This is a genomic window from Pseudoalteromonas sp. Angola-4, from assembly GCF_028599265.1.
GTDB lineage: Bacteria > Pseudomonadota > Gammaproteobacteria > Enterobacterales > Alteromonadaceae > Pseudoalteromonas > Pseudoalteromonas atlantica.
The window spans coordinates 181458-198112 of the sequence record NZ_JAQREK010000003.1; the positions used below are offsets into that span (position 1 = coordinate 181458).

General features: G+C 40.3%; 16 protein-coding genes and 1 pseudogene. 7 read left to right on the forward strand and 10 right to left on the reverse strand.

Annotated elements, in window-relative coordinates; translation table 11 throughout:
* From PSH48_RS05555 to PSH48_RS05580, 6 genes are all read right to left on the reverse strand, one after another.
* Window positions 1-1890 carry a methyl-accepting chemotaxis protein gene (locus tag PSH48_RS05555; protein WP_273611079.1) on the reverse strand — a complete coding sequence of 630 codons (1890 nt, stop codon included), beginning with the start codon at window positions 1888-1890 and terminating at the stop codon, window positions 1-3.
* A gap of 246 nt (window positions 1891-2136) precedes the next feature.
* Entirely contained in the window at window positions 2137-3390 is a 1254-nt protein-coding gene (locus PSH48_RS05560; protein WP_055254170.1) for a sugar MFS transporter, read from the reverse strand.
* A gap of 84 nt (window positions 3391-3474) precedes the next feature.
* The gene (locus PSH48_RS05565) at window positions 3475-4362 is read right to left on the reverse strand and encodes a substrate-binding periplasmic protein (RefSeq protein ID WP_273611080.1); all 888 of its coding nucleotides are present in this window, start codon (window positions 4360-4362) and stop codon (window positions 3475-3477) included.
* Window positions 4363-4463: 101 nt separating this feature from the next.
* The gene (locus PSH48_RS05570; RefSeq protein ID WP_004586351.1) at window positions 4464-4976 is read right to left on the reverse strand and encodes an RNA methyltransferase; all 513 of its coding nucleotides are present in this window, start codon (window positions 4974-4976) and stop codon (window positions 4464-4466) included.
* Window positions 4976-5488 carry a YcgN family cysteine cluster protein gene (locus PSH48_RS05575; RefSeq protein ID WP_273611081.1) on the reverse strand — a complete coding sequence of 171 codons (513 nt, stop codon included), beginning with the start codon at window positions 5486-5488 and terminating at the stop codon, window positions 4976-4978. The genes PSH48_RS05570 and PSH48_RS05575 overlap by 1 nt, the downstream gene beginning before the upstream one ends.
* Before the next feature lie 95 nt (window positions 5489-5583).
* Window positions 5584-7425: a DUF885 domain-containing protein gene (locus PSH48_RS05580; protein ID WP_273611082.1), complete on the reverse strand. Its 1842-nt coding sequence runs from the start codon at window positions 7423-7425 to the stop codon at window positions 5584-5586.
* A gap of 152 nt (window positions 7426-7577) precedes the next feature.
* Here PSH48_RS05580 and PSH48_RS05585 point away from each other — a divergent pair, with 152 nt between their 5' ends.
* The 3 genes from PSH48_RS05585 (at window position 7578) to PSH48_RS05595 (ending at window position 12182) form a co-directional block, all read left to right on the forward strand.
* A complete protein-coding gene (locus tag PSH48_RS05585; protein ID WP_273608802.1) occupies window positions 7578-8849 on the forward strand; it encodes a Xaa-Pro dipeptidase in 1272 nt (423 codons plus the stop codon).
* 209 nt (window positions 8850-9058) lie between these two features.
* Window positions 9059-11476, forward strand: a complete 2418-nt coding sequence (locus tag PSH48_RS05590; RefSeq protein ID WP_273611083.1) for a TonB-dependent receptor — start codon at window positions 9059-9061, stop codon at window positions 11474-11476.
* A gap of 154 nt (window positions 11477-11630) precedes the next feature.
* Window positions 11631-12182 (forward strand): GbsR/MarR family transcriptional regulator, encoded by a 552-nt coding sequence (locus PSH48_RS05595; protein WP_004586357.1) that lies wholly within the window; start codon window positions 11631-11633, stop codon window positions 12180-12182.
* A gap of 53 nt (window positions 12183-12235) precedes the next feature.
* Here the strand turns inward: PSH48_RS05595 and PSH48_RS05600 are convergent, their stop codons facing one another.
* Both PSH48_RS05600 and PSH48_RS05605 read right to left on the reverse strand, forming a co-directional pair.
* Complete coding sequence (locus PSH48_RS05600) at window positions 12236-13252, reverse strand: lytic murein transglycosylase (protein WP_004586358.1); 1017 nt, start codon at window positions 13250-13252, stop codon at window positions 12236-12238.
* Window positions 13245-13532 carry a YcgL domain-containing protein gene (locus PSH48_RS05605; protein ID WP_004586359.1) on the reverse strand — a complete coding sequence of 96 codons (288 nt, stop codon included), beginning with the start codon at window positions 13530-13532 and terminating at the stop codon, window positions 13245-13247. Before PSH48_RS05605 ends, PSH48_RS05600 begins: the two co-directional genes overlap by 8 nt.
* A 155-nt stretch (window positions 13533-13687) precedes the next feature.
* Between PSH48_RS05605 and minC the strand changes: the two genes are divergently transcribed.
* Genes minC through minE form a run of 3 tightly spaced genes read left to right on the forward strand, consistent with a single transcriptional unit; the run spans window position 13688 to window position 15475 of the window.
* Window positions 13688-14395, forward strand: coding sequence for a septum site-determining protein MinC (minC, locus tag PSH48_RS05610; RefSeq protein WP_004586360.1), 708 nt, complete (start codon window positions 13688-13690; stop codon window positions 14393-14395).
* A 5-nt stretch (window positions 14396-14400) separates the two neighbouring features.
* Window positions 14401-15210 (forward strand): septum site-determining protein MinD, encoded by an 810-nt coding sequence (minD, locus tag PSH48_RS05615; protein ID WP_024031716.1) that lies wholly within the window; start codon window positions 14401-14403, stop codon window positions 15208-15210.
* A gap of 1 nt (window position 15211) precedes the next feature.
* Complete coding sequence (gene minE, locus PSH48_RS05620; RefSeq protein WP_004586362.1) at window positions 15212-15475, forward strand: cell division topological specificity factor MinE; 264 nt, start codon at window positions 15212-15214, stop codon at window positions 15473-15475.
* Window positions 15476-15560: 85 nt separating this feature from the next.
* Here minE and PSH48_RS05625 read toward each other — a convergent pair whose 3' ends face one another.
* Together PSH48_RS05625 and PSH48_RS05630 are read right to left on the reverse strand one after the other, a co-directional pair.
* Window positions 15561-15818, reverse strand: coding sequence for an outer membrane protein (locus PSH48_RS05625; protein ID WP_236695090.1), 258 nt, complete (start codon window positions 15816-15818; stop codon window positions 15561-15563).
* Between the two features lie 148 nt (window positions 15819-15966).
* Window positions 15967-16284 carry an outer membrane beta-barrel protein gene (locus PSH48_RS05630; protein ID WP_249318351.1) on the reverse strand — a complete coding sequence of 106 codons (318 nt, stop codon included), beginning with the start codon at window positions 16282-16284 and terminating at the stop codon, window positions 15967-15969.
* Window positions 16285-16564: 280 nt separating this feature from the next.
* On the opposite strand from PSH48_RS05630, the pseudogene PSH48_RS05635 reads away from it, so the two are divergent.
* A pseudogene (locus tag PSH48_RS05635) lies at window positions 16565-16651 on the forward strand (hypothetical protein); the annotation flags it as partial.
* Between the last annotated feature and the right edge of the window lie 4 nt (window positions 16652-16655).

Consider the following 16655-nt stretch of genomic DNA (forward strand, 5'->3'; position numbering starts at 1 on the left):
TTAAACTCTAAACTTTTGAACCATTTGCTCTAAATCACTAAATTGTTGTTTAAGTTTAGTACATTCATTGAGGGTGTTTTTTAAATTTTCTTGGCTTTGTACCGATAACTCACTCATGCTTGTAATGTCTGCGTCGAGCACTTTAACAAGGTCGTTTTGCTCAACAGTGGCATTGGCAACACTATGATTAGCACTGCTAATTTGTTTTATTGACTCTATTATTTGGCCCATTAACACGCTCACACCTTCAGCGTGCTCTACGCTTTTTTCACTGTCTTGAATGCTTGTTTTCATCAGTTCTACCGCTTGGTTTGAGCCTCTTTGTAATTGCCCTACGGTATCTTCAATCTCTTGCGTTGATTGCTGAGTACGATGAGCTAACTGGCGTACCTCATCAGCCACAACAGCAAAACCGCGCCCAGCTTCGCCTGCTCTTGCAGCTTCAATTGCCGCATTTAATGCAAGTAAGTTGGTTTGCTCGCTCACACCTTTAATCACCTCAAGCACTTGCCCAATACTAATTGTATGCGCGTTAAGGCTATTAATAGTATGTTGCGCTTGTTCCATATTGGCTGATAACTGATGGATACTATTAACGCTGTGCAATAAGGTTTGCTGGTTTTGTGTCGAATGCTCATCTGCATTTTTAGCAATTACAGAAGCGTCACTGGCGTTATTAGCAATAGCCATAGCCGATTGCGAAAAATTATTAACCGCCATGGCCACACTATCAGTACGTTTTGTTTGGTCATGGTGCATGGCTAGTGAAGAATCTGTTTGCGACACCACGCTGGCTATTACGCTATCGAGTTGTTTAGTCGTTAATTTAACGTGTTCAATAGAGTGCTGAATTTTTTCAATAAAAATGTTAAACGAGTGACTAATTTGGCCAAACTCATCATTGTTTTCAACCTTTAAACGTTTGGTTAAATCACCTTCGCCTTTTGCAATATCTTCTAGTGCATCATTCAGGCGCGCCATAGGTTGCATTAAGTAACGCAGTAAAAATTGCATAAACACAATAATGGCCACAATTCCCACTAACATGTAAATAAGCGCGTTAACACCAAAACGAGACACCTCTGCATAGGCTTGGTTTTTATCAATAACGACACCTAAATACCAGTCAACATTGTCTATGCCACGTATTTTAGTAAACGATATCAACTGCGGCTCACCCGCTATATCATATTGTGTAAATTCACTAGTAAGCGCAGTAGATTGGCCAAATAATTCGGCGGTGTTTTTTAAATTAAGTTCGCTATTAGGATGGCTTAGCACTTGGCCATTTTTATCTACTAAAAAAGCATACCCTAACCCTAAAAAATCAATATCGTTAATTATTTCAGTTACTGTGTGCATGTCTATATCTGCACCCGCTACACCACTAAAGCGGCCATTGCTTTGAATGGGCACAACGGCAGATATAGTCAGCTCGTTGGTGGTTACATCAATATACGGGGTGGTAAATGCGGTATAGCTTTTATTTTCAACTAACTTATACCAAGGGCGCGAGGTGGCATCAAAATCAGAAGGTAATACAATGCTTTGATCGTTAAGTATAAATAAACCACTTGGTTTACCTATATACGTATTTTTAAAGCCACCAGCGTATTTAGCAGTATTAAGCTGGGCAAGGGTTAACTGTTTTGGATCACTGTTTTTATGAGTTTGCGCAATCGATTTTACTATGGTGAGTTTAGCGTTAAGCCAGCTTGCAATGTTTTGTGAGGTAGATTCTGAATTTTGCTTAAGGACTAAATCGAGCTGCTGTTGCGTTTGGTTACGCATGGCGATGTAATTATTTATAGCAAATAAACCCAGTACAATAACCAGTACCATAGATGCTGCAATAGTCACTTTTGAGGTGAATTTAAGTGAGTTAAGCATGACTGCCCTTTTTTATTTTTTTGTTATTAATTATATTTTTAGCAAAAATTTAAAGGTATGTCGTCGTTAATGAGGCAGATAAGCAAGTTATGTACTTAAAATAAGAATAAAGAACCAGCTCTATTCGGTATATAGTTGTAACAGCTCTATTTTTTTAAGAACAAACCATCACTTGGAACGTTCCTATAAAATAGTAATAAAAAAGCGACTGAATACGTATTCAGTCGCTCTTTCATCGGGGGGTATTTACCACTTTTTAGCTAAACGAACCACGTTTAAGCCATACCAAGCAATAAATACATAACATACTAGCGGAACAAAAAAGCTTTGCTGAATATTAACAACATCAGCAATGTAACCTTGTAATAAAGGCACCAAGGCACCCCCTACTATTGCCAAACACAACCAACCAGAGCCTTTACTGGTTAATGAGCCTAAGCGCTCTATCGCTACAGAAAATATAGTCGGGAACATAATTGAATTAAATAAACCAATGGCCAGTACCGCGTACAGGGCTACATTGCCTTGCGTAAATATAGTCACAAGTAATAAGGCAATTACCATGCAGGCATTAAATGCCAATGCTTTAGATGGCGCTATTTTTTGTAGTGCAGCAGAGCCAATAAAGCGGCCAACCATTGCTCCGCCCCAATAGTAGCTGATCAGTGCAGCAGCAGCGTGCTCTTCAAGCCCAGCTATATGTGCTTCGCCAAAAAAGTTAACTAAAAAACTACCAATAGCCACTTCACCACCGACATAACAAAATATAGCAAATACGCCCATTGTTAAATGAGGTGCCTGTGTTAGTGAGCGAGTTTCATTAACCGGGTTATTTTCTTCTTTATGGCCCTCTATTTCAGGAAGCTTAATAAAGGCAAATACGATAGCAATAATAAGTAAGGCCGCTGCTAACATTAAATAAGGTACTTTTACAGATTCAGCAGTAGCAGCACTTGCCGCTAATGTACCTGCGGTACCAAAAAACAGGATACCCCCAACATACGGGCCTACTGTTGTCCCTAAGGCATTAAGTGCTTGCGCTAAATTTAGCCTAGATGAGGCGGTTTTTTCCGGCCCTAAAGCAGCTACATACGGGTTCGCAGAAACCTGCAAAACAGTTACACCAGCAGCCAGTACAAATAAAGCACCTAAAAACAACCAGTATTCATGCACCACCACCGCAGGGTAGAACAACATACAGCCAATTGAGGCAACCACTAGGCCGGTTAGTATGCCTTTTTTATAACCTAATTGTTTAACCAAAATTCCAGCTGGAATAGAGACAATAAAATAGGCGCCAAAAAAGCAAAACTGTACGAGCATTGCTTCAAAGTAAGTTAGGTCAAAAACGCCTTTTAGACGAGGGATTAGTACGTCGTTTAAAACGGTAATAAAACCCCATAAAAAAAACAGTGTGGTCATTGCAGTCAGCGGTAACAGGTAATTTTTATTTTGTTGCTCTTTGACCGCAAATGATTGATTGGTATTTATTTCACTCACGTCATTTTCACTCCATTAACAAGTTGAAAATGATTTTACACGTTTGCGACATAATATAAGTACAAAATAATTGGAACGTTACAATTAATCGCATTCATTTAATAAGGCCTGTTTCATCCTTTGGGTTTCGCCGCTATTTTTAAATTTGTATAAAGCAGTATTAATATCTTCTAATACAGTGAGCCAGTTTGGTGTTTTTTTACTTATCGCAAAATATAAAGGGTTATATTGAATTGCCTTGCTCTCTGGTTCAATAGCACTAAGTAGGGTCTGTTTTTCGCTATCGGGTAAAGCGGCATATTTTACCGAGTAAAGTAACACAGCGGGGTCGCCTATAATTAAATCTACACGCTTTGCCGCAAGTAACTTTACCAGCTGTAAATCATCAACGGCATTAATGATGATAAATTCGTTGTTATCCATCATGGCATCAAACTCAGGGGTATTTTGATACCCTCTTACAACACCAATACGCGAGCCTTTAAGCGACTTTAAATTGCCATTAAACCTGTCGGGCTCGCCTTTGCGTTTTAAAAACCCTATGTTACCGCCTTCAAACGAATTAGAAAGCCCTAACAGCTTACGGCGTGTTTTACCTTCTATGTAATCAGATGGCGCGGTGTCTTCAATATAGTACTCTGGCATTAACACATCGGCTTTACCGAGCTCTACAGCACGAACAGCTCTCGCCCAAGGAACAAACTCTATATAAGCACTATAACCAGTGCTATGTAGAATCGCCGTACTAAATTGATATACCCAGCCTTTGTTACACAGCTTATTACCTATGTAAGGCGGCCAGTCTAGTGTAACCACATGAATTGTTTGAGTGCTGTTTGGCGCGTTAAAAAAATACCCTGACTTATAGCGCTCACCAATTACAGTGTGCAAAGAATCGTCTTGCATGTAAGTTACAGAGACTTGTGCAAAACTCGATGAAGAAAACAACAGTAAGGCTAAAAATAAACGCATAATTCAACTTTTTAATGTAGGGTTTCTACAGTGTAGAACTAACACACTAAAATAAAAGAATTAAACGCATTATTATGTAGTTAATAATCAGCAGTAGGTGCTTAAGCTTTGACCCACTTCATTTTATTATTGGTATCGCGAGAATTAATAATAGTTGAGTCGCTGCTCTCCACCCCGCCAAGTTTGGCTAAACGGTCGTAAAGTACCACATTGCAGGTGGCCGCAAGGTTCATACAACCAATTGTAGGTACGTAAACCACTTCATCGCACCATTTTAAAACCTCTTTTGGTACTGAGCCGTCTTCTGGCCCAAATACATAAAATGCGTTTTCAGGGTGTTTAAAATCAGGTAACGCCGTGGCGCCTTCAATCAGCTCAATAACCACAACCTTTGCGCCTTCAGGTTTTACACTGAGTAGGTTATCAGTGCCCGTAAGCGCAATACGCTCAACAACATTTTTAGTGTCGGTATGAAACTTTTTAGCATTTAAGTAGCGACTACCGGTAAAAAATACTTGTTTAGCGTCATAGCAACCCGCGGCACGTAAAACGCCGCCAACATTTGTAGGGCTTTTAGGATTAATTAAACCTATTACAGCCTTAAGCTCGCTCATTAGTCGCAATCCTTTGTTGGCCACTCAGCAATGTATAAATCAAAGTCATCGAGATTTACGTCACAGTCTTTTACGGTTTTATCTTTAACAGAAATACCAAGCGCATGCATTTGGGTTTTGTCACCCTGATTTAATAGCGGATGCCAAGAAGCTAAACCTCGCCCCTCGTGGAGACGGCGATAACTACAGCTTTGCGGCATAAAAAAGATATCTTTAAGGTTGGCTTTGGTCAGTTTAACGCAAGAAGGGACCAGCGTTTGGCGGTTTTCGTATTCGCTACAACCACAGGTATTGTTATCAAGGTATTGGCAAACAATGTTGGTGAAAATAAGCTCTTCACCTTCACGTAGTTGATCGGTGGCGGTAAATTCGTCTTCATCTTCACTGTCAATAAAGGTATTTAAACAGCATTTTCCGCAACCATCACAAATCGCTTCCCATTCGTTTTGGTTCATATCGGCTAAGCTTTTTTTAAGCCAAAACTGTGTATTTGCTAACTCTTGATCAAACATAATTTACTCGCGCCCCTAAAGAGCGCGCATTCTAACGTATTGCTACAGCGTGCGCAAAGCCCGTGCCTTTATTTGTACGGGCTTTGCGCATTTTGCTATTTACTGGCAGCAACCCAACGTTTAATTTTTTCCTCTAAAATAGGCATCGGCAAGGCGCCATCAATCAATATTTGCGTATGAAACGCTTTAATATCAAACTTATCACCTAACTCTTTTTTAGAGTAGTCACGTAATTGTTGAATTTTAAATTGCCCCAATTTGTACGAAAGAGCTTGGCCAGGCCATGCAATATAACGCTCAACTTCTGCTATCACATCGCTTTTAGCCATTGACGAATTTGCCAGCATGTAATCGATACCTTGCTGTCGAGTCCAGCCTTTTGCATGAAAGCCTGTATCAAGCACTAAGCGCATTGCTCTAAGTTGCTCATCGGCCAAACGCCCGTACCACATATAAGGGTCGGTAAATAAACCCAGCTCTTTTCCTAGGCTTTCTGCGTACAACGCCCAGCCCTCTGCAAATACCGTGTAGCCACCAAATTTTCTAAAATCTGGAAGGCCATCTATTTCTTGCTGTAAAGCAATTTGAAAGTGATGGCCTGGCGCGGCTTCGTGTATAGAGAGTGTTTCTAATAAAAATTTTGGCTGCGCTTTAAGGTTATAAGTATTGATGTAAAAAATACCTGGTCGAGAGCCATCAGGTGCCGGCGCTGCATAAGATGCACCCGCTGCAGATTGAGCTCGATAAGGTTCAACCGCTTTTACAACATAAGGGGCTTTAGGCGCAACATCAAACAGTAAAGGGACGCGCGCATCTATTTTTTGTTTTATATCTTCATACGCTGCAATTAATGCCTCTGGCGTATCGTAATAAAATTGGTCCGAATCACGTAAGTGCTGAAAAAATTCATCCAAAGTGCCGTTAAAACCTACCTCGTGTTTTACTTTTTTCATCTGACTTAAAATACGCGAAACTTCACTTAAACCAATCTCATGTATTTCATCTGCAGAAAGGCTCAACGTGGTATTTTTTTTAATTTGATATTCATACCAAGCTTTACCATTAGGCAAGTCACTATAACCTACCGTTTCTCGGCTTTGAGGAATGTATTGATTGGCTAAAAAGTCGCTCATACTTTTATATGCAGGCACTAATTGCTGCATAATAAGTGCTTTATATTGCGCCGTTATTTGCTGCTTTTGCTGTGCAGTAAATGAGGCTGGTAAGTTTTTAATTGGCCCCCAAAATAACGAATCCTCTGCATTTTTAACCACATGCGCAGCAAATTGTGGCTGAAGCTTTTTAGCTAATGGTTTTGGTAAGGTAATGCCCGCTTTAATCCCTTTCGCCATCGCGCGCTCTACACTGCTGAGCCACGTAATAAAGCCTTCGCTTCGTTTTATAAAATGATTGTAATCTTCTACGGTATTAAATGGCTGCGCACTTTGCCCCGAGCCAAAACCGGCAAAGGTATTATGCGCTCCCGCCATTTGGTTAATAGGCAGCATATAGCTTGGAAATTGCATTCCCTCTAAATTAAGTGCCAGGTCTCTTTGTAATATTTCATAGCTGAGTAACGCTTGCCCTGTTAACTGCGCCTTATCAATAAGTGTTAAACGTTGTTGATACTTTTTGTAAAACGCGGCTTTTTTTGCCCGATTTTTTTGAGTAATAGCGGGGGTAAACTTATCATTAAATTCACTGCGCCCACTATAAGTTGCATTAATAGGTTTAAAACTGAGTAACTCGTTGTAGTACTGTGCTACAAGTACATCTAATTGCTGCTCATAAGAGAGCTCTGAAACAATAGCTGCAGGTGCGTTTGACGTGTTTAGCTGTGCACTATTGCCAGTGTTATTACTGGTTTGTGTGTTCATACAGCCACTTAAAGCAAACATAACGCCACTGGCAACTAAGGCTAATTTAATTGATTTCATGGTAATCCTTTTTAGTATCGTCAGCCGATTATGCGCATTTAACCTGCGTTAATAAAGAAATTACGATAAGTGGCGATTAACCTATTATATTTACACTTTTATATTAGGTTGTTACATTTCAATTAATTAAACAGCCACCAGAAGAAAAAACAATGAAAAAAAAGCTACTCAGCGCCTCCGTTGCACTTATGTGTTTAGGAAGCTTTAACGCGCAAGCCCTTACTTATATTTCTGCTAAAGCCATGGTAGATGTACACACAGGCGAGGTTATTCAATCGCCGCTGATCACCATTGATAATGGGGTGATCACTAACGTCGCACAAAACAAAAAGCCGAGCATGAGCAAAAACGATCAGCATATTGATTTACCCGAGCTCACTTTAATGCCGGGCCTTATGGATATGCATGTACATTTAACCAGCGACCCTACGGTATCTCGAAGTGAGCGTTTAAGTCAGTCGGTACCGCGCATGGCCATTAAAGCCGCGCACTTTGCTAAAAAAACATTACTTGCTGGTTTTACAACCCTCAGAAATGTAGGGGCCGAGGGCTATAGCGTGATTGCAGTGCGTGATGGTATTAACGCCGGAGATATTGTAGGCCCGCGTATTTGGGCAGCTGGCCCTTCGCTTGGGATCACAGGCGGACATTGCGATAATAACCGTTTACCACCAGAGCTAAAATACACTTCAACAGGGGTAGCCGATGGCCCATGGGCTGCACGTGTAAAAGTACGAGAAAACATAAAGTATGGCGCTAATGCCATTAAGTTTTGCGCCACGGGGGGCGTTTTTTCTAAAGGGACAAAAGTGGGTGTACAGCAGTATTCATTTGAAGAAATGAAAGCCATTGTAGATGAAGCCCACATGCGTGATTTACCTGTAGCCGCTCACGCACATGGCACAAGTGGTATTAAAACAGCTATAAAAGCCGGCGTAGATAGTATTGAACATGCCAGCTTTTTAGATGATGAAGCCATCGCACTTGCTAAAAAACATGGCACGTGGTTATCAATGGACATTTATAATACAGAATACACACTGAGCTTTGGTGAGCAAAATGGGGTAGATGAAGAAAACCTCAATAAAGAGCGTCAAGTGTCTAAAAAGCAACGCGACAGCTTTAACCGCGCAGTAAAAGCCGGTGTAAATATGGTATTTGGTACCGATGCTGCTATTTACCCTCATGGCGATAACGCCAAACAATTTAGCCGTATGGTTAAATTTGGCATGAGCGAACTACAAGCAATACAGGCTGCCACCATTAACAGTGCAAAGCTATTAAAAATGGATAATAAACTGGGTCAGCTAAAATCAGGGTTTGCAGCCGACATTATTGCCGTAAAAGGTAATCCACTTAAAAATATCTCTGTGCTTGAGCGCATTCCTTTTGTTATGAAAGCAGGCGTTGTTTATAAAAAATAGTCACTAATTAATGTATTATTTTACAAAAGCATGAAAGCTTACACTTTCATGCTTTTTATTTACCGTATTAATTTAACCTTAAATTTACTTTTTAGAACAATAACTCACCTGCTACGCAATTAATTTCACTTTTTTAGAATTTTTTATTCACTTAACGAATAATAACTATTACTATTCGCACACTTTATGGAATGCGAATAATTATCAATATGAAAAAGTTCAAATACTCTCTTGTTACACTTGCGTGTTTAAACGCATCATTAGCGGTTGCTGCAACAACGGCTGAAAAAGACATTGAGCGCATCAGCGTTTACGAAAAGCAAAACCAAGTTGTAATGAGCTCAGGCCTTGCAACTAAATCAGACATGTCGTTAATGGAAACACCGGCACCGGTTGTTATTATTGACCGTGAACTTATAGAGTCACAAGGTGTAGACAGCCTACAAGAACTTGTACGTAATGTAAGTGGTTTAACTCAAGCCGGTAATAACTACGGTATAGGCGACAATTTAGTCATTCGTGGTCTTGATGCTAATTACACTTACGATGGTATGTATGGCGGTGCAGGCTTAGGTAATACATTTAACCCAACTCGTTCACTCACTAATGTTGAGTCGGTTGAAGTACTTAAAGGCCCTGCTACCGGTTTATATGGTATAGGCAGTGCTGGTGGTGTTATAAATCTGATTGAAAAAAAGCCTGAGTTTGAAGAAAAACATAAAATATCTGCCGAACTTGGCCAATGGGATAGTTATTCACTTGCCTTTGATAGCACCAATGCGATTACCGATGACCTAGCGTATCGCGTAATGGCTAAAACGGCCTCAAGCGATGGCTTTCGTGATTTAAAAGAAGACCGCGACGAAATTTATACCTCGCTTAAATACATACTAAGTGACAAGCAAGATATCATGCTCTCTGCTGCCTATATTAAAGACTCAATTGCAGTAGATTCTATTGGCCACCCTATTCGAATTTATAATGCAGAAACCGCCAATGGTTTAACTGCAGGTGAAGTAACTGGCGTAGATTTAGTAAATGACCCATCTGGTAATGGTGTTCAATTAACTGCGGCTCAACAAACACAATTGGCACAGTCGCTTTCATCAACCGATGGCCTTACCCCGTACGATTTTGGTACTAACGGTATTATCTCTCCTATGGCGGATGATAATGAAGGTGAAGAGCTTCGCTTTAAGCTAACCCATAATTACTTTATTACAGATGATTTATTTTTAAATCAGCAGTTACAGTACCGTAACTACACATCAAGCTTTGCTCGTCAAACTGGCGCATTTAATTACGTGTATTCAACACGCGATGGCATTATAAATAACGACCCGCGTGCCCCGTTAGTTGAAGACGGTGTGCTTTACCCGTTTGCAGCGCGACGCCAAGAATACCGTCAAGTAGAAGCTGATGAAAAGTCATGGCAGTATTTCTTAGATTTACGCTATGACTTTATGTTAGGCGACGTGGATAACGAATTACTGGTTAATGCAAACTACGAAGACAGAGACATTCGCTTTAAACAGTATTCTATTTACGATGCAGACAAAGTTATTTACGACAGCGAAGGAAATGTACTTTACCAAGGCACGCTGCCATATATTTATGATATGCGCTCGCCAAATTGGCCAACAGGCAGTTTTGATGACTACGACCCACTAAAAACCAGTGACTACAATAAAAAAGTACAAGCGTGGGGCTTAGGTATTCAACACGTAGGGTATATTACTGAGCAGCTTACAACTCGAGTTGGTGTTGCTTATAATCGCATTAAGCAAACATATGAGCACTATGGTGTAGATGAGCGTTATAGCTCAAGTCGCGCTGAACCAACGCCTGAAGCAAACACATCAGACAGTGGCTTAACTTATAACTTAGGCGCAACCTATCAACCCACTGAAAACTTTTCCGTGTTTATTAACCACGCTAAAGGCCGTACTGCCTACAGTGTATTAGGCTCAGTAGCAGGTACAGAGGCCGACCGTGAAGACTCTGAGTCTATCAGTAACGATTTAGGCTTTAGATTTAAAGCATTTGATGATCAGCTTTTAGCATCACTGGTGGTATTTGAAAGCGCGCGTACAAACCTTGAATACACAAACCCACTGTATGAAGCCGGTGTGTCTGGGCCTGATGTAGTAGAAAGCTACTACGATGGTGAAGAGCAAACCAAAGGCGTTGAACTCGATTTAAATGCGCACTTAAACGAGCAATGGAAAGTAAATGTAAACGGCGTATACCAAGATGCCCGCGATAAATCTAATCCAAATAGCAGCAGTTACGATACACGCCAAAAAGGCGTACCGTATGTAACGGCAAGTACGTGGGTTACCTACTACGCCGATATGTTTAACCTACCTGAGGCTGTTAACATCAGTGGCGGTATTACTTTTGTTGATAACAGAAGCACTAACTCAAGCTCATTTAGTATTCCTGATGGCTATGTACCAAGCTATACGGTGTACGACGCAGCAGTTTCGTACACCACTGATAAGTGGCACATGCAGCTTAATTTAAACAATTTGTTTAATAAAAAGTACTACTCTAAAGCCATGTTTTTAGGTGGTATGCCAGGCGAAGAGCGTAACGCTAAGCTCAGCTTTAGCTACACACTTTAACCCTGCCTAAGCAATTAATTTACTCCTACAAAAAGTAGGAGTAAATTAAACCTAATCTTGATTTAATACTCTACAAAAGATACCAGGCTAAACGTTGCTATAATTTATAAGCGTGCTAGCATTACTTTCTGAATTTACTGAAACTTAAAAAGCTATGAGTCTATCTGAAAAAAACTTAGCCTTTGTTATGCACTGTGGTGAAATGGGCAGCCGTTGGGGTTTCAATCGCACGATTGGCCAAATGTGCGGTTTACTGATCATCACCAAAGAGCCCATGACCGCAAATGAGATTGCCGATGCGCTAAGTATCTCGCGTGGCAATGTAAGCATGGGAATTAAAGAGCTCCAGTCATGGCAATTAATTAAAGTGCATCATATCCCTGGTGATCGTAAAGAATATTACGCCCCAGCGGGTGAAATTTGGGATATGGCTAATCGCGTATTTGAAGAGCGTAAAAAGCGTGAAATAGACCCTACCCTAAGTTTGCTGCGTGATAACCTTTTAGACGAAGCAAACAACGAAGAAGAGCGCTATGCACAAAAGCAAATGGGCGAAATCCACAACCTACTCGAAACGGTTACTAAGTGGTCTTCAGAGTTACAACGCTTAAGCCCAGAGCAGCTTAATAAGCTAATGAAGCTTGGTTCAGGAATTGGCAAGGTTATCGATTTAAAAGATAAAATATTTAAAAAAGAACATGATTAAACAAATAAAAAAAGCCGCTTAGCGGCTTTTTTTATCACACAACAGCGTATAAATTATATTTTTGGATAACCAATTCTATCTGAAAGATAGCCCACGCTGGTGGCAAAGTAATATGAGCGGTTCCAGTGCATAAACACTTTGTAGTTATCATACGCTAAGTACATACGCCCATTGATGTCATCGGGCATTACCAGTGCAGCGCGTACATCAACATTAGGTAAGTCAGACCCGTCAGCTTTGCGTACACCCAGTGCTTGCCAGTCTGCAAGCGAGCGCTCTGAGTCGTTCCAATATTCTAACCATTGCTTACGTGTTTTAGTGCCACGTTTTAGCACGTATTTACTGTCAAAATTTTCAGGTAATTTTACCTGGCGACCCCAAGTTAGTGAGTCATTCCAACCTTCTTGTTTTAAATAATTGGCAATCGATGCAAATGCATCTTCTTTGGTGGTCCAAATATCTTTACGGCCGTCGTTATTGTAATCAACGGCGTAGGCGTTAAATGAGGTAGGCATAAACTGAGTTTGCCCCATTGCTCCAGCCCAAGAGCCTTTAAATTTATCAAGCGTAATATGGCCTGACTTTAAAATATCTAATGCTGCCCAAAGCTGGCGCTTATAAAGCGCTTCACGACGACCATCAAAGGCAAGCGTCACAAGCGATGAAATAACATTATGGCCACCTTGTATTGTGCCAAAGTTACTTTCAAGGCCCCATAATGCCACTATAAAGCGTGCTTGTACGCCAAACTCTTTTGCAACTTGTTCAAGTACATCTTTATTTTCTGCGTAGAGTTTACGTGCACGATCAATTTTCCATTGCGGTACGCGTTTTGGCAAGTAGGTTTCGAGGGTTTCTTTAACCTCTGGCTGGTTTTTATCAGCCGATACAACTTTTTCTTTGTATGAGGCGGTCGCAAATGCATCGTCTATTAACTTGCTATCGTACCCTTTTGCAATTGCCTCTTGTTTTAAGTCACTTAAATAAGTTTGAAATTCGGCCTGCGTTTTAGCAACTACAGAGCCACTTAAACACACTGAGCATAAAATTACGGCTAACTTTTTAATCACTATCAACTCCGTTTTCTTTTCGTAATTGGCTAAGTAAATTTTCTTCCGGCGGTGGAATTTGCAAATAGTAACCCTTGTCTGGGTCAGCTAACGCTGCTTTTACTGTTTCAAGGTCGGCACCGCCTAAATGATCACGCTTTGCTAAATTGATAATCATTACATAAATAGGTTGACCAAACATAGCCAGTAAAGGTTCAGGCACTTTACTAAAATCATCTCTTTTTTCAACAAATAAGAAGGTATCCGCTTTTTTCTTACTTTTATATACCGCAGTGAGCATAATGGCCCTATTTAATCTTGCTTAACATTGCCGCACACTATAACATGAGAGTAATAATAAGTTAGAAAAATTAGATTAGAAATTTCATTAAAGGCCTTATTCAGCCTACGTTTATCTAAAATTAATTTCTAATCAGACAAATCAATTGAGCGTGTATGTCGGAACAAATTTTTGAGCTAAAAGGGAACCTTTTCACGTTGTCAGTATTGCATCTTTATAGCACTGATATCGCCCTTCTAGCAGAACAGTTGTATGTAAAAATAGCCCAAGCTCCTCGTTTTTTTGAAGGAGCGCCTATTGTTGTTAATTTAGAAGAAATTAAAAACAGCTCACTTGATTTTGTACATTTAAAATCTCTCATTGAGCGTATGAGCTTTAATGCTGTAGGTGTTTGTAATGGCTCAGATGAGCAACACACGCAAGCTAAAGCCGCTGGCCTGTCTGTACTAAATTACTCGCAAGATGCTAAAAGTGCACCCGTTAAACAAGAGGCGCCAAATACCTCTATTGTTGAAAAAAACGTGTACCTACCTGCGCAAGTAATTAATGGCACGGTACGCTCAGGGCAGCAAGTTTATGCAAAAGACAGAGACTTAATTGTACTTGGTGCAGTTAGCCACGGTGCAGAAGTAATAGCCGATGGTAATGTGCATATTTATGGCACCTTACGCGGGCGCGCTATTGCAGGTGCAAAAGGGATTAAAGACGCCTGCATTTATTGCCAAAAGCTCGAAGCCGAATTGGTTTCAATTGATGGCAATTACTGGATCAGCGACTCATTACAAGGTGAGCACTGGGGCAATGCAGTACAAATACAACAAAAAAACGAATCATTAGAAATTTCAGCTTTGGTTAAAGGATAAATCTCATGGCAAAAGTAATTGTCGTTACCTCTGGTAAAGGCGGTGTTGGTAAAACAACATCAAGTGCTGCAATAGGCACCGGTTTAGCTTTAAAAGGCTATAAAACAGTTATTATCGATTTTGATATTGGCTTACGTAATCTAGATTTAATTATGGGGTGTGAGCGCCGCGTAGTATACGATTTTGTAAACGTAATAAACGGCGAAGCCAACCTAAATCAAGCGCTTATTAAAGATAAACGCGTTGAAAAATTATTTTTACTACCCGCATCACAAACACGTGATAAAGACGCCCTTACCCGCGAAGGCGTAGAGCGCGTTTTAAACGAACTAAAAGAAGACTTTGACTACATTGTGTGTGATTCACCTGCAGGTATTGAAGCCGGCGCAATGATGGCGATGTACTTTGCTGATGAAGCAATTGTAACAACAAACCCTGAAGTATCTTCGGTTCGAGATTCAGACAGAATTTTAGGTATTTTACACAGCAAATCGAAACGTGCTGAAGAAGGCCTAGAAAATATTAAAGAACACCTATTATTAACACGCTACAACCCTGAGCGAGTTGAAAAAGGTGAAATGTTATCGGTAGAAGATGTTAAAGATATTCTGTCGATTCCTTTACTTGGTGTTATCCCTGAGTCGCAAGCGGTATTAAGTGCGTCTAATTCAGGCCAACCAGTAATACTTGATGGTGATTCAGATGCAGGGCAAGCATACGCTGATGCAATCAATCGCTTACTCGGTGAAACAGTCGATTTTCGCTTCTTAGATGTTGAGAAAAAAGGCTTATTTAAACGGATTTTTGGAGGTTAATGTGTCTTTACTTGACTACTTCCGCTCAGAAAAGAAAAATAGCGCGTCATTAGCAAAAGAGCGATTGCAGATCATTGTCGCGCACGAGCGTTCGCAACGCGGAACACCGGATTACTTACCACAATTAAAACAAGATATTTTAGATGTGATCCGTAAGTACGTAAATGTAAACACTGATGCAGTGCAGGTACAGTTTGATCAAAACGAAGATGATTTAGCGGTACTTGAGCTCAACGTGACATTACCTGACGAAGAAAAAAAGTAGCACAACTAAAAGCGGCATTTTAAATGCCGCTTTTTGCTTTGCACACTCACTACACGTATGTGGTGCATTGTGTTGTGTTTTAAGTTTAAAAGTTTACACGTAAACCAAGTAAAAACTCATGGCTTGCTGCACTGTCAATTTTAAAGCCATCAGTAAATGCATCTTGCCCCGTTTGCACATCACCAAATTCAATGTATTGATACTCAGTGTATAACGACATAGTTTTAGTTATTTGATAGTTAACCCCTGCACCAATATTCCATGTAAATTCGGTTGAATCGTCATCAGCATACGCATCGTAATAGCCATCAACATTTCCATCGAATGCATCAAAGGCGCTAATGCCTGCACCACCTAATTTTGCAGAATAGCTGTTATCGGCAACCCCCTAACCCTGCTTTAATATAAGGCGTAAACGCGGTGCTGTTATCAAAATCGTAAAAGCCTTCAATTGTATAAGTGGTGGTCTTTAAATCCCCCTTTAATACATACTACTCACCTTCACGTGCACCCACGCCAACTTTTGTATCGCTATAGTCAGTATCATGATAGCTAATACGCGCCTCTACTCTAAATTGAGGATTGAACTGATAACCTAAACCAATACTGCCTACACTGCCCTCACCGGCATCAAATTCAGATGGAAAATCACTATCTACGGCAATATTGTTACCAATGGCTTGAGAGTCATTTGCTTGCGAACTATAGCCAACATGTGCAGTTCCATAAAACCCCTCTGCACTAGCTAAAGTAGGTGTGGTACACGCTAAAGCAATTGCGGCAACTATAGTTTTTTGTAATGTGTTCATTGTTATTCCTGATTTTTTTAACAACCAAATTATTGGGCTGTAAGGCTAATGTTGAATTCGCAGCTAATATAACTTTTAGATACACAAGCGAATAGATACAATAACGGCACAATACAATTCCGACTTTCAGAACAATGATTAACTATTTACGACACATGGCTATTTTTGCCAAAGTGGTTGCTGGCGGTTCATTTCGTATTGCACCTAAGGAGCTTGGCATAGCACCTTCACGTGTTAGCCATGTGTTTCTGACTTAGAACAGTTTTTAGGCGTCACTTTATTACATAGAACAACCCGTAAATTGTCGCTTACCCCTGAAGGTGAAAAACTTTACGCCCACGTAGAAAACATAACAAAACACGCATAGGCAG